The organism is Streptomyces sp. NPDC043853, assembly GCF_056436025.1.
This window is the reverse complement of record NZ_JBWKDJ010000003.1, coordinates 57,953-71,192: the sequence shown is the minus strand read 5'-3', so window position 1 is coordinate 71,192 and position 13,240 is coordinate 57,953. Positions and strand designations below refer to the sequence as shown.

The 13,240-nt window shown below is 72.2% G+C and carries 13 protein-coding genes; 9 read left to right on the top strand and 4 right to left on the bottom strand.

Translation table 11 applies throughout. From position 1 onward, the window contains the following. Positions 1-97 precede the first annotated feature (97 nt). From purS to AC067U_RS09010, 6 genes are all read left to right on the top strand, one after another. On the top strand, positions 98-346 hold the full coding sequence (gene purS, locus AC067U_RS09035; protein ID WP_478828993.1) for a phosphoribosylformylglycinamidine synthase subunit PurS: 249 nt from the start codon (positions 98-100) through the stop codon (positions 344-346). Next, a complete protein-coding gene (gene purQ, locus AC067U_RS09030) occupies positions 346-1,029 on the top strand; it encodes a phosphoribosylformylglycinamidine synthase subunit PurQ (RefSeq protein WP_478828992.1) in 684 nt (227 codons plus the stop codon). The genes purS and purQ overlap by 1 nt, the downstream gene beginning before the upstream one ends. After that, positions 1,026-3,275 carry a phosphoribosylformylglycinamidine synthase subunit PurL gene (purL, locus tag AC067U_RS09025; protein WP_478828991.1) on the top strand — a complete coding sequence of 750 codons (2,250 nt, stop codon included), beginning with the start codon at positions 1,026-1,028 and terminating at the stop codon, positions 3,273-3,275. Before purQ ends, purL begins: the two co-directional genes overlap by 4 nt. Positions 3,276-3,646: 371 nt before the next feature. Continuing rightward, positions 3,647-4,915 (top strand): hypothetical protein, encoded by a 1,269-nt coding sequence (locus AC067U_RS09020; RefSeq protein ID WP_478828990.1) that lies wholly within the window; start codon positions 3,647-3,649, stop codon positions 4,913-4,915. 17 nt (positions 4,916-4,932) lie between these two features. Further along, positions 4,933-5,724, top strand: a complete 792-nt coding sequence (locus AC067U_RS09015) for a maleylpyruvate isomerase family mycothiol-dependent enzyme (protein ID WP_478828989.1) — start codon at positions 4,933-4,935, stop codon at positions 5,722-5,724. A 48-nt stretch (positions 5,725-5,772) separates the two neighbouring features. Then, entirely contained in the window at positions 5,773-6,609 is an 837-nt protein-coding gene (locus AC067U_RS09010; RefSeq protein WP_478828988.1) for an META domain-containing protein, read from the top strand. Between the two features lie 26 nt (positions 6,610-6,635). Here AC067U_RS09010 and AC067U_RS09005 read toward each other — a convergent pair whose 3' ends face one another. Together AC067U_RS09005 and AC067U_RS09000 are read right to left on the bottom strand one after the other, a co-directional pair. Then, positions 6,636-7,232 carry a hypothetical protein gene (locus tag AC067U_RS09005; protein ID WP_478828987.1) on the bottom strand — a complete coding sequence of 199 codons (597 nt, stop codon included), beginning with the start codon at positions 7,230-7,232 and terminating at the stop codon, positions 6,636-6,638. A gap of 7 nt (positions 7,233-7,239) precedes the next feature. Then, positions 7,240-7,497 carry a putative leader peptide gene (locus AC067U_RS09000; protein WP_478828986.1) on the bottom strand — a complete coding sequence of 86 codons (258 nt, stop codon included), beginning with the start codon at positions 7,495-7,497 and terminating at the stop codon, positions 7,240-7,242. An 85-nt stretch (positions 7,498-7,582) separates the two neighbouring features. On the opposite strand from AC067U_RS09000, the gene purF reads away from it, so the two are divergent. Both purF and purM read left to right on the top strand, forming a co-directional pair. Beyond that, entirely contained in the window at positions 7,583-9,100 is a 1,518-nt protein-coding gene (purF, locus tag AC067U_RS08995; protein ID WP_478828985.1) for an amidophosphoribosyltransferase, read from the top strand. Positions 9,101-9,177: 77 nt separating this feature from the next. Next, the gene (gene purM, locus AC067U_RS08990) at positions 9,178-10,272 is read left to right on the top strand and encodes a phosphoribosylformylglycinamidine cyclo-ligase (RefSeq protein ID WP_478828984.1); all 1,095 of its coding nucleotides are present in this window, start codon (positions 9,178-9,180) and stop codon (positions 10,270-10,272) included. A 90-nt stretch (positions 10,273-10,362) separates the two neighbouring features. On the opposite strand, the gene AC067U_RS08985 is transcribed toward purM, so the two are convergent. Together AC067U_RS08985 and AC067U_RS08980 are read right to left on the bottom strand one after the other, a co-directional pair. Beyond that, the gene (locus AC067U_RS08985) at positions 10,363-10,632 is read right to left on the bottom strand and encodes a DUF3073 domain-containing protein (RefSeq protein ID WP_393571949.1); all 270 of its coding nucleotides are present in this window, start codon (positions 10,630-10,632) and stop codon (positions 10,363-10,365) included. A gap of 288 nt (positions 10,633-10,920) precedes the next feature. Next, the gene (locus AC067U_RS08980; protein ID WP_478828983.1) at positions 10,921-12,018 is read right to left on the bottom strand and encodes a Leu/Phe/Val dehydrogenase; all 1,098 of its coding nucleotides are present in this window, start codon (positions 12,016-12,018) and stop codon (positions 10,921-10,923) included. Positions 12,019-12,219: 201 nt separating this feature from the next. On the opposite strand from AC067U_RS08980, the gene AC067U_RS08975 reads away from it, so the two are divergent. Then, positions 12,220-13,074, top strand: a complete 855-nt coding sequence (locus AC067U_RS08975; protein ID WP_478828982.1) for a DUF8083 family protein — start codon at positions 12,220-12,222, stop codon at positions 13,072-13,074. Positions 13,075-13,240 lie beyond the last annotated feature (166 nt).

Here is a 13,240-nt window from a genome sequence, read left to right as displayed (position 1 = left end):
AAGCGTTGGCGAAGCGCGCGATATCTACCCGCGTAGAAATTCCGGGCGGGTACGCTGAGGGAACCGCCTTGCACCAACCACCTCATCGGGAGTGCCAGTGGCACGCGTCGTAGTCGACGTCATGCTCAAGCCGGAGATCCTCGACCCCCAGGGCCAGGCGGTGCAGCGTGCACTGCCGCGCCTGGGCTTCGAGGGGATCGCCGACGTCCGCCAGGGGAAGCGCTTCGAACTGGAAGTGGAGGGACCGGTCGACCAGGCCGCCCTCGACCGCATCCACAAGATGGCCGAAACGTTCCTCGCCAACACCGTCATCGAAGACTTCGTCGTCAAGGTGGAGTCGGAGTAATGACCACTCGCATCGGGGTCGTCACCTTCCCCGGAACGCTCGACGACCAGGACGCGCTGCGCGCGGCCCGCCTCGCCGGCGCTGAGCCCGTACCGCTCTGGCACCGCGACAAGAACCTGCACCAGGTCGACGCGGTCGTCCTCGCGGGCGGCTTCTCCTACGGCGACTACCTGCGCGCCGGTGCCATCTCCCGGTTCTCCCCGGTGATGGAGACGATCATCGAGCAGGCCCGTGCCGGCCTGCCCGTCCTGGGCATCTGCAACGGCTTCCAGATCCTCACCGAGGCCCACCTGCTGCCCGGCGCGATGCTCCGCAACAACCACCTGCACTTCATCTGCCGCGACCAGAAGCTGCGCGTCGAGAACGCGGAGACCGCCTGGACCGGCGACTACGAGCAGGGCCAGGAGATCTCCGTCCCGCTCAAGAACATGGACGGCCGCTACGTCGCCGACGAGCGCACCCTGGACGAACTGGAGGCCGAAGGCCGCGTGGCCTTCCGGTACCTCGACGTGAACCCCAACGGTTCGCTCCGTGACATCGCCGGCATCACCAACGCCGAAGGCAACGTCGTCGGCCTGATGCCGCACCCCGAGCACGCGGTCGAGCCGCTGGTCGGGACGGGCCGCACCGACGGTCTGCCGTTCTTCACCTCGGTCCTGAAGAAGCTGGTCAACGCATCATGACTCTGGACACCGTCAAGCACGCCACGGAGACCCCCGACGCGTCCCAGCCGTGGAAGGAGCTCGGCCTCAAGGAGGACGAGTACGCCCGGATCCGGGAGATCCTCGGCCGCCGCCCCACCGGCGCCGAGCTCGCCATGTACTCCGTCATGTGGTCCGAGCACTGCTCGTACAAGAGCAGCAAGGTCCACCTGCGCCAGTTCGGCGAGAAGGCCCCCGAGAACGACGCCATGCTCGTCGGCATCGGCGAGAACGCCGGCGTCGTCGACGTCGGCCAGGGCTACGCGGTCACCTTCAAGGTCGAGTCGCACAACCACCCCTCGTACATCGAGCCCTACCAGGGCGCGGCCACGGGCGTCGGCGGCATCGTCCGCGACATCCTCGCCATGGGCGCCCGCCCGGTCGCGGTCGTCGACCCGCTGCGCTTCGGCGCGGCCGACCACCCCGACACCAAGCGGGTCCTCCCCGGTGTCGTGGCCGGCATCGGCGGCTACGGCAACTGCCTGGGCCTGCCCAACATCGGCGGCGAGGTCGTCTTCGACTCCTGCTACCAGGGCAACCCGCTGGTCAACGCCGGCTGCATCGGCGTGATGAAGCACGAGGACATCCACCTCGCCAAGGCCTCCGGCCCCGGCAACAAGGTGATCCTCTACGGTGCCCGCACGGGCGGCGACGGCATCGGCGGCGTCTCGGTCCTCGCGTCCGAGACCTTCGACGACACGAAGCCGACCAAGCGTCCGGCGGTTCAGGTCGGCGACCCCTTCCAGGAGAAGCTCCTCATCGAGTGCACCCTGGAGATCTTCAAGGAGAAGCTGGTCGCGGGCATCCAGGACCTCGGCGGCGCCGGCCTGTCCTGCGCCACGTCCGAGCTGGCCTCCGCCGGCTCCGGCGGCATGCGCGTCGAGCTGGACACCGTGCCGCTGCGCGACGCGACGCTCTCGCCCGAGGAGATCCTCATGAGCGAGTCGCAGGAGCGCATGTGCGCGATCGTCGAGCCTCAGCACGTCGACCGCTTCATGGAGATCTGCGAGAAGTGGGACGTCATCGCCACCGTCATCGGTGAGGTGACCGACGGCGAGCGCCTGGAGATCTTCTGGCACGGCGAGCAGATCGTGGACGTGCCCCCGGGCACCGTCGCCCACGAGGGACCGGTCTACCAGCGGCCGTACGCCCGCCCCGACTGGCAGGACGCCCTCCAGGCCGACGACGCGGGCAAGCTGCCCCGCCCGCAGACCTCGCAGGAGCTGCGTGCGCAGGTCCTGGCCCTGGTCTCCTCCCCGAACCAGGCCTCCAAGTCCTGGATCACCGACCAGTACGACCGGTTCGTGCAGGGCAACACGGTCCTCGCGCAGCCCGAGGACGCCGGCATGGTCCGCATCGACGAGGAGACCAACCTCGGCGTGGCCATGGCCACCGACGGCAACGGCCGCTACGCCAAGCTCGACCCGTACGCGGGCGCGCAGCTGGCGCTGGCGGAGGCGTACCGGAACGTGGCCGCGACCGGCGCGAAGCCCCTCGCGATCTCCGACTGCCTGAACTTCGGTTCGCCGGAGGACCCGGGCGTGATGTGGCAGTTCGCCGAGGCCACGCGTGGTCTCGCGGACGGCTGCCTGGAGCTGGGCACCCCGGTCACCGGCGGCAACGTCTCCCTCTACAACCAGACCGGCGAGACGGCCATCCACCCCACCCCGGTGGTGGCGGTCCTCGGTGTGATCGACGACGTGAACCGCCGGACGCCGATGGCGTTCGCGGAGGCCGGCCAGCTGCTCTACCTGCTGGGCGACACCGCCGAGGAGTTCGGCGGTTCGGCCTGGTCCCAGGTCGTCCACGACCACCTGGGCGGCCTGCCGCCGAAGGTGGACCTGGCCCGGGAGAAGCTGCTGGGCGAGATCCTGATCTCGGCCTCCCGCGACGGCATGATCGACGCGGCGCACGACCTGTCGGACGGCGGCGTGATCCAGGCGGTCACCGAGTCCTGCCTCAAGGGCGGCAACGGTGCGCGGCTCGTGGTCCCGGAGGGCCTGGACGCGTTCACCTTCCTCTTCTCCGAGTCCGCGGGCCGGGCCGTCGTGGCCGTCCCGCGCAGCGAGGAGCTCCGCTTCACCGACATGTGCGGGGCGCGGGGCCTGCCGGCCACCCGCATCGGCGTGGTCGACGGCGAGGAGATCGAGCTCCAGGGCGAGTTCACGCTCCCGCTGGCCGAGCTCCGCGAGGCCCACGAGGCGACCATCCCGGCGCTGCTGGCCTGATCGTCCCGGCCGCTGCGGCGGCCGTCCGCGGGCCCGGCCCGGAACCGCACGGTTCCGGGCCGGGCCCGTCGGCCGCGGACGGCCGCGGGCACCTCCCACAAGGTGGCCCGTGAGGAGTACCTGCAGGCCCTGGCGGAACGGCACAAGGAGCAGGTGCGCGCCGGCCGGAGCCGGGCGGGCGACCGGGACGGCCGCCGGAACGCCGCCGACAGCGGCGGCGGCTGCGGAGGCGGCGACGCCGGGGGCTGCGGCAGCAGCTGCGGCGGCTGCGGGGGGCTGACCGCGGCCGGCGGCCGGGCGGAAGCGGTCGTAGCCGTTCCGTGCCACAAGGGGCCTTATCCCCGTCGGGGGTCGCCTCCGATACTGACGCCGTGAGTGAGCACGTCAAGTACCTTCCTCCCGCCGCGATACCCGACGGCGGCGTCGCGGAATGGCCCCTGCCCGAGGCAGAGCGCTGGCTGAAGGCCCGTACCCCCGCGCTGTTCGTCCCCGCGGCCACGTCATGGGTGCTCGCGCCCCTGGTGCTGCTGTCGGTGGTGCTGCTGGCCTGGAACGAGGACGAGGTCACCCGCGGCACCGTCTGGGACGGCTACGCGGCGGCGGTGCTGCTGATCGCCCTGCCCCTGTGGTTCCGCTTCCTGCCCGGGGCCGCCGTGGTGGCCGCTGCCGTGGTGGCCGGCACCGCGGTCCTGGACCTCGGGCAACTCGCCCCGGCCGACTCCGCGGGCCGTGCGGGGGACGGGCTGGTGATCGCACTCGCCCTGTGGACGGCCACGGGCGCGCTGCTGCGCCTGCGGGCCCGCCGCCGGCAGCGCGCCATCGCCCTCGCCGTGGCGGGCGAGGCCCGGCACCCGCTGCCGGAGGAGCTCCCGGTGGGCCACCGCAAGCGCGGTCTGGCCCTGCTCCTGACCGGCGGCGGGCTGTGCCTGGCGGCGGCCGCCCTGCTGGTCTGGGCGCTGACCGAGGACCTGGGCGCCGCGGAGCCGGGCTCCTACGACGGCATCGGCCAGCAGGTCCTCGCCCTGCTCCTGCTCGTTCCCGGCACCACGGTCCTCGGCCGCGGCGCCACCGCCCGGGCCGCCGCGCGCCGGCTGCACCGCGCCCCCCAGCCCGTTCTCCGGGTGGGCGTGCGCTCCCGGTACGAGGTCGACTGGATCTACCCGGACGCCCGCACCACCGAGGCCCGCCCGCTGCTCGCCTACCCGGACCGCTTCGAGAACGGCTACAGCCGCGGCAAGGGCAGGCTGCTGCTCGGCGCCTCCGAGGAGCACCTGCGCCGCAAGCACCACGACATCGACTCCTGTTCCGAGCCCTTCGAGGCACTGCTGTACGGGCTGCCGCACGAAGGCGCCGAACTGGTGCTGGAGTACGCCGTGTACGGGTACTCCGGCACCCGTCTGCAGTCCGCGACCACGGCCGCGCCCGCCCGAGACCTCTATCGGCGGGGCCCGTACCGGTGGCGTGCGGAGGGCAGCTCGTACCGGGTGAAGCAGCGCGCGGAGGAGGCGAGGGAGAAGAAGCGGCGCCTGGAGCAGCGCGACTCCTCCTCCTCCTCGTCCTCGTCGTCGAGCTGCGGCTCCTCCTCCAGCTGCGGGAGCTCCTGCGGCAGCAGCTGCGGCGGCTGCGGCGGCGGGGACTGATCGGGCAGACTCGCCGCATGGCACCCAAGACGCGCAGCTACGACCCGGCCAGGACCAGGGCGGCGGTACTGGCCCAGTACGGCCATGTCGCCGACGCCGTGCGCGGGTTGAGCGAGGAGCAGCTCGCCGCGGCCGCGGGCGTCGGGGAGTGGACCGTGGGGGACCTCGCCGCGCACATCGCGTGGGCGGTGGGCTCGCTCGCCGGAGCCGCCGCGCGGCCCCCGGCGGAGAAGGCCGAAGTGACCGTACGCACCTGGCCGTTCGCCACCGAGCCGCTCGCCGACCGGATCGCCGGCGCGCACCGCCGGGACGAGGAGCCCGCGGGGGCGGCGGACCTCGCAGCCCTGTACGCGCGGACCGGGGAGCGGTTCACCGAGCTGCTCGGCGTCCTGCCCGGGGACCGGCTGCTCGCGCTGTGGATCGGCGGCATGTCCGTGGCCGACTTCGTGGTGACCCGGGCGGTGGAGCTGGTGGTGCACACCGACGACCTCAACCGGGCCCTCGGGCTGGAGATCCCCCTCGACCGGCAGGCCCTGGCCGCCTGTGTGCGGGTGCTCGCCGACGCGCTCGCCGCCAAGGCGCCGGGCGGGGCGGTGGAGGTGCGGATCCCGCCGTTCGCCGTGGTCCAGTGCGTGGAGGGCCCCCGGCACACCCGCGGCACCCCGCCGAACGTGGTGGAGACCGACCCGCTGACCTGGATCCGGCTCGCGACCGGGCGTGCCCGGTGGGCGGCGGAGCTGGCGGCAGCGCGGGTCGGCGCCTCCGGGGAGCGGGCGGACCTGTCGGACCTGCTCCCGGTGATGAGCTGACCGGGCCGGTCGGCGGAACCGCTTCCGCGGCGGGCACGTCGGAGGGGCATGAGGATTACCGGCCGAACCTCCCGAACCGTCCGAAGCATTCCCCTCCTCCTGGCCGCCGTACTCGCCCTCGCCGGCTGCGGCGGCACGGAGCAGGCACGGGACCGGCCGGCCGGCCCGAAGGACGGGCAGGGCCTGTCCGCGGGCACCTGGTCGGTCGAGTCGCTGACCGTCGGCGGCCGCACCCTGCAGGCACCCCCGCAGGCCGAGCTGACCGTCGAACCCGGGCTGGAGCGAGCCAGGGGCAACCTCGGCTGCAACGGCCTGACCGCCGAGCTGGGCGTGGCGGAGGACGGCCGGTCCGTCACCGTGGAGCCCGGCCCGCGTACCCAGGTGGCCTGCCCCGACCTCGCCTTCGAGAACGCCTTCGCCGACCTGCTCAAGGGCCGCCTGGCGGTCGACCGCAAGGGTGACGCGCTGACCCTCACCGCCCCGTCCGGGGACCGGATCGGCTTGAGTTCCGCGCCCCGCCCGCCGGCTCCGCCGCTCACCGGCACCCGCTGGAGGGTGGACTCCCTGATCAAGGGGGACACCGTGTCCTCCCTGCCGGCCGGTGCGGAGGGACGGGCCGAGCTGACGATCGCCGCCGACGGCGCGGTGACCGGCAGCCTCGGCTGCAACCGGTTCAGCAGCAAGGCGGTGGTCGACGGCGCGAAGGTCACCTTCGGCCCGGTGGCCGCCACCCGGATGGCCTGCACCGGCCCGGCCGGAGAGGTGGAACGGGCCTTCTCCGCGCTGCTCCGCAGCGGGCCGCTGCACCACACCGTGGAGGGCGGGGTGCTCACCCTGACAGCGGCCGACGGTACGGGCCTGAGGGCGAGCGCGCGCACCGACTGACGCGGGCGCCCGCCCCGGACCGCCGGTCAGACGTGGGCGGTACCGCCGTCCTGTGCCATGGCCTTCGCCACGGCGCCGCGGTTCGCCGCCCACAGCTCCCCGTCGACCTTGGGCAGCGCCTCGTCCCACAGCGGCAGGCAGCTGCCGCGCAACTGCAGCATGCCCTCCGGCCGGGCGAAGAAGAACAGGTGCAGATGGGCGCCGCCGTCGCCCCACCGGTTCACGTGCACCCGGGCGATCCCGCCCAGGGAGAGCAGGGCCCGCTCGACCCGCTGGATCATCGGGCCCAGCTCCGCGGACCGCCCGGCCGGCAGGTCGGCCAGGTCGTGGTGGCCGCGGGGCAGCAGCTTGACGATGGCCGGCATGGCGCCGTGCTCGTCGACCAGCCGCCAGTGCTCGTCCGTCCACAGGCAGTCGGCGTCGGCGTAGGAGCACGGCACGCAGCCCTCCGGGCCGTGCTCCCCGTTCCGCGGCGGCTCGGGCAGGGTCGGCGGCTGCAGTTCCCGGACGCGGATGTCCCCCTCGTAGGGGAAGACGTCCCATTCCTGGATGCCGGTGTCGGGGAACGGGATGGGTTCGCCGATCGGCAGCTGCCGCAGGTACGCGGTGGGTTCGGTGGTCATGTGGTGATCATGACAGCGCAGGATCAGCCCGGGTAGGGAGCAGCGTGCCGTCGGTCCTCTCCCAGGCGGACCGCAGCTCCGCGAGCCGGGCCGGTTCGACGGCCGCCCTGTCGGCCTGCTGGCGGACGGCGCCCGCCACACGGACCAGGTCGACGTGTCGGCGCTCGACGAGGGTGACGGTGCCGTCACCGAGGGGCTGGATGGCACGGGAGCCTCCACGACATGTCCCGAAAGTGCCAAGATCGGCATCCGAATACCGAGACACGCGTAGACAGTCACCCTTCGTGCTGTGACATTTTTCGGGCGTCCCCAATTCGGACCAGTGGTCGACGTCGCCTAGACTCGGTGTTGTGCCTCGTGGTGATGGACGACTCAACCACGACCTGCTCCCCGGCGAGAAGGGCCCCCAGGACGCTTGTGGCGTCTTCGGTGTCTGGGCTCCGGGTGAAGAGGTCGCCAAGCTCACCTACTTCGGACTGTATGCGCTGCAGCACCGTGGACAGGAGTCCGCGGGCATCGCTGTGAGCAACGGTTCCCAGATCCTCGTCTTCAAGGACATGGGCCTTGTGTCCCAGGTCTTCGACGAAACCTCCCTGGGTTCTCTCAGGGGTCATATCGCGGTCGGTCACGCCCGCTATTCGACGACCGGCGCCTCCGTCTGGGAGAACGCCCAGCCCACCTTCCGGGCGACCGCCCACGGCTCGCTCGCCCTGGGCCACAACGGCAACCTGGTGAACACCGCCGAGCTCGCCGAGATGGTCGCCGACCTCCCCCGGCAGGACGGCCGCGCCACCCAGGTGGCCGCGACCAACGACACCGACCTGGTGACGGCCCTGCTCGCCGGACAGGTCGACGCCGACGGCAAGCCGCTGACCATCGAGGAGTCCGCCCGCGTGGTGCTCCCGAAGGTCAAGGGAGCCTTCTCGCTCGTCTTCATGGACGAGGGGACCCTCTACACGGCCCGTGACCCGCAGGGCATCCGCCCGCTGGTCCTCGGTCGCCTGGAGCGCGGCTGGGTGGTCGCCAGTGAGACCGCCGCCCTCGACATCGTCGGCGCCAGCTTCGTCCGCGAGGTCGAGCCGGGCGAGCTCATCGCGATCGACGAGAACGGCCTCCGCACCTCCCGATTCGCGGAAGCGAAGCCCAAGGGCTGTGTCTTCGAGTACGTCTACCTGGCCCGTCCGGACACGGACATCGCCGGCCGGAACGTCTACCTCAGCCGCGTCGAAATGGGCCGCCGTCTCGCCAAGGAAGCGCCCGCCGACGCCGACCTGGTGATAGCGACGCCGGAGTCGGGCACCCCCGCCGCCGTCGGATACGCCGAGGCCAGCGGGATTCCGTACGGCTCCGGCCTGGTGAAGAACGCCTACGTCGGCCGGACCTTCATCCAGCCGTCCCAGACGATCCGCCAGCTGGGTATCCGCCTGAAGCTCAACCCGCTCAAGGAAGTCATCCGCGGCAAGCGCCTGGTGGTCGTCGACGACTCGATCGTCCGCGGCAACACCCAGCGCGCCCTGGTCCGGATGCTCCGCGAGGCCGGCGCGGCCGAGGTCCACATCCGGATCTCCTCCCCGCCCGTGAAGTGGCCCTGCTTCTTCGGCATCGACTTCGCGACCCGCGCCGAGCTGATCGCCAACGGCATGACCGTCGAGGAGATCGGCAAGTCGCTGGGCGCCGACTCCCTCGCGTACATCTCCCTCGACTCCATGATCGAGGCGACGACGATCCAGAAGCCGAACCTCTGCCGTGCCTGCTTCGACGGCGAGTACCCGATGGAGCTGCCCGATCCGGAGCTCCTCGGCAAGCAGCTGCTGGAGACCGAGCTGGCCGGCGGTACCGACGCCGCCGACGCGCTCCGTCGTCCGTAGCGGGACGGGTCACGGGCCGTCCGGTCCGTGACCGCCCGTAACCCCTCACGCAGTACGACACGAAAGTTCTCTCTGCCATGTCAGCTGAGTCGTTTGAGCCTGCTCCGCAGGCGGGCACCGGTGCCAGCTACGCGTCCGCGGGCGTCGACATCGAAGCGGGCGACCGCGCCGTCGAGCTGATGAAGGAGTGGGTGAAGAAGACGCAGCGCCCCGAGGTCCTCGGCGGCCTCGGCGGATTCGCCGGACTCTTCGACGCCTCCGCGCTCAAGCGGTACGAGCGGCCGCTGCTCGCCTCCGCCACCGACGGGGTCGGCACCAAGGTCGACATCGCCCGCCAGATGGGTGTGTACGACACCATCGGCCACGACCTGGTCGCCATGGTCATGGACGACATCGTCGTCTGCGGTGCCGAGCCGCTGTTCATGACGGACTACATCTGCGTCGGCAAGGTCCACCCGGAGCGGGTCGCGCAGATCGTCAAGGGCATCGCAGAGGGCTGCGTGCTGGCCGGTTGCGCACTGGTCGGCGGCGAGACCGCCGAGCACCCGGGCCTGCTCGGGCCGGACGACTTCGACGTGGCCGGTGCCGGCACCGGCGTGGTCGAGTACGACCGCCTGCTCGGCGCCGATCGCATTCGAACGGGTGACGCGGTGATCGCGATGGCCTCCTCCGGCCTTCACTCGAACGGGTACTCGCTGGTCCGTCACGTCCTCTTCGACAGGGCCGGGCTGTCCCTGGACCGGGAGGTCCCGGAGTTCGGCCGGACCCTCGGCGAGGAGCTGCTGGAGCCCACCAAGATCTACTCGCTGGACTGCATGGCCCTCACCCGCACCGCCGAGGTCCACGCCTACTCGCACATCACCGGTGGCGGCCTGGCCGCCAACCTGGCCCGGGTCATCCCGGACCACCTGCACGCCACCGTCGACCGTTCGACCTGGACCCCGGGCGCGGTGTTCGACCTGGTGGGCAAGGCCGGCCGGGTGGAGCAGCTGGAGCTGGAGAAGACCCTGAACATGGGCGTCGGCATGATGGCCGTCGTCCCGCAGGAGTCGGTGGAGGTGGCCCTGACCACGCTGGCCGACCGCGGGGTCGACGCCTGGGTCGCGGGCGAGATCACCGAGCGCGGCGACCACTCCGAGGGCGCGGCCCTGACGGGTGCCTACGCGAGCTGAGCAGCGCCGAAACCCGGTCCGGGGCAATGCCCTGGACCGGGTTTCAGTGTGTGATGCGTCGTGTGCGAAGCGGTGAGCGAGGTGGGCGCGTCAAGCGCCGCGACGCTGCTGCGACGGACCGGACTCGTCGTCCTCGTCCTCGTCATCGTCGTTGTACAGCTCCGCGTAGCGGGCGTACGGGTCGTCCTCGTCCTCGTCGTCGTCCTCGAACGGCTCGCCATTCGGCGGCTGCTGCGAGAGCGGTTGCGAAGTCGATGCGCCCAGCTCGCTGGCCAGACGCGTCAGATCAGTCCCGCCGCTGCTGTACTTCAGCTGGCGGGCGACCTTCGTCTGCTTGGCCTTTGCCCGGCCGCGCCCCATGGCTCGACCCCCTCGGTGACGGGGCTCGACGGCCCCAGAGTCTTGACACGCGTTCATGGTTCGGAGCGGGCTCTCCGTGGAGAGACCGTCCTTAGGGCTTTAACGGTACCTGCTTCCGCGGCCATACGGTACGCCGCCCGCATGACGTGCCCCGGCGCAGTGACCATGAGACGCCCTGTACTCGCTGGTCAGCTGCGATTTTAACCCTTTATTGGCGGGCGACCCGCCGAAGTGCAGTGAGTCTTGTCTCGCCACACCCCGGCGGGCGCACCCGGGAGGTCCCGATCCTTACGCCCGGCGGGCGGCGGCGCGGGCGTCGGCCATCCGCTGCTCGGCGATCCGGTCGGCCGCGGCGGCCGGCGGAATGCCATCGGCCTTCGCGCGTGCAAAGATCTCCAGAGTGGTGTCGAAGATCTTGGTGGCCTTGACCTTGCACCGGTCGAAGTCGAAGCCGTGCAGCTCGTCGGCGACCTGGATCACGCCGCCCGCGTTGACCACGTAGTCGGGCGCGTAGAGGATCCCGCGGTCGGCGAGGTCCTTCTCGACGCCCGGGTGGGCGAGCTGGTTGTTCGCCGCACCGCAGACCACCTTGGCGGTCAGCACCGGCACGGAGTCGTCGTTCAGGGCGCCGCCCAGCGCGCAGGGGGCGTAGATGTCGAGGCCCTCGACACGGATCAGGGCCTCGGTGTCGGCCACGGCCGTGACCTTGCCCGGGTGCTTGTCGAGGATCCGCTGCACCGACTCCTGGCGGACGTCCGTGATGACGACCTCGGCGCCGTCCGCCAGCAGGTGCTCGACCAGGTAGTGGCCGACCTTGCCGACGCCCACCACGCCGACCTTGCGGCCGCGCAGGGTCGGGTCGCCCCACAGGTGCTGGGCGCTGGCCCGCATGCCCTGGAAGACGCCGTAGGCGGTGAGGACCGAGGAGTCGCCGGCGCCGCCGTTCTCGGGGGAGCGGCCGGTCGCCCAGCGGGTCTCGCGGGCCACCACGTCCATGTCGGCGACGTAGGTGCCGACATCGCAGGCGGTCACGTAGCGGCCGCCCAGGGACTCCACGAACCGGCCGTAGGCCAGCAGGAGTTCCTCGGACTTGAGGACGTCGGGGTCGCCGATGATCACGGCCTTGCCGCCGCCGTGGTCCAGGCCGGCGAGGGCGTTCTTGTACGACATGCCCCGCGCGAGGTTCAGCGCGTCGAGGACGGCCTCCTCGTCCGAGGCGTACGCGTGGAACCGCGTACCACCGAGGGCGGGGCCCAGCGCGGTGGAGTGGATGGCGATGACGGCCTTGAGACCGCTTTCGCGGTCCTGGCACAGCACGACCTGCTCGTGGCCGCCCTGCTCCGTGCGGAACAGGGTGTGCAGGACGCCGTCGGTCATTTCGGTCACGGTGGTGACTCCCATGGAAGAGATGCGGCGGTGACCCTCCTGAGGGTGGGGAGGGCTTGTATGAGCAGCGTAAGACCTGGGCGGGCGGGCGCGGTGCGGAGTGGCCCGGATCACCTCCCGCGGACTCCGTCCGGGGGGACCCCGGCCGCGGGGTGCGCCGGGCGCGGAGTAGCTCCGGGCGGTGCGGGGGAAGAGCAGTGCGTGAGCGAATCCAGCGATCTCCCGGTCCCCTCCGCACGCTCCGCGCCGACCGTGCCGTACGCCTCCTACCTGCGCGTTTACGAGCCCCTGGGGGCCTTTCCGGAGCCGGAGCGGACCCACTGGGCGGAGTACGCCCGGCGCGGTGAGCGGCCCACCGCCCAGGACGAACTGCGACGCTCGCTGGCGGAGTTGGTGCGGGTTCCGCCCTCCGGGGTGTTCGAGCGGGAGAGCTCGGACGCGTTCGCCGAGGAGGTGGACGGGGTGCTCCTGGTCTGCCCGTGGCGGACCCGGCTGCGCGGCTGGCTGGCGCTGGAGGAGCTCGTCGCGCAGTTCCCGCGGCCGGTGCTGGACGCGGCGGTGCCGCCGGGGGTGCGGCGGCGGGCGGCCGAGGAGTACGGGCGCTGGCGGGAGCGGAACCCCGATGCCCGGCCGTGGATCCGCACGGCGGTGTGGCAGGTGCCGCTGCGCTGGTTCGTGCTGGTCGCGGACGCGGAGCGGGAGTACGTGCCCGGGGAACTGCTGCGCTACCGGACGCCGATGGTGCAGGCCCGGCGGCGGCTGGCGCGCGGACTGCGCACGCTCCGGGAGGCGGAGGGCTACGCGGGGCTGGCCGAGGGGCTGGTGGAGGTCGGGAGCTGGCTGGAGGAGTTCCACCCGCGGTCGATGGTGGAGCTGGACTACGGCGGGCTGGTGCACGCGCTGCCCCCGGCCCGGCTCGCGGCGGACCGGTCGGCGGCGGACCTGGCGGCCGGACTGGCGGCGCTGCGCGCGGGGGACGCGGAGGGCGCGCGGACGGTGTACGGGGGGCTGGCGGAGCGGTGGAGGGCGGTCCGGGAGCGGCTCTTCGCCAACTGAGCCCCCGTGAACGAGACGCGCGTCACGTCCTGAAGGGAGAGACGCGTCACGTTCTGACGTGGAGACTCTTTGCCAGTCGGCGGATCGTTTCCGCGCCGGCCGCCGGAGGGCTCTCCGGCGGCGGGTCCCCCGGCAGGTCCGGCGCGGTCCTGTCGCCCGGACGGGA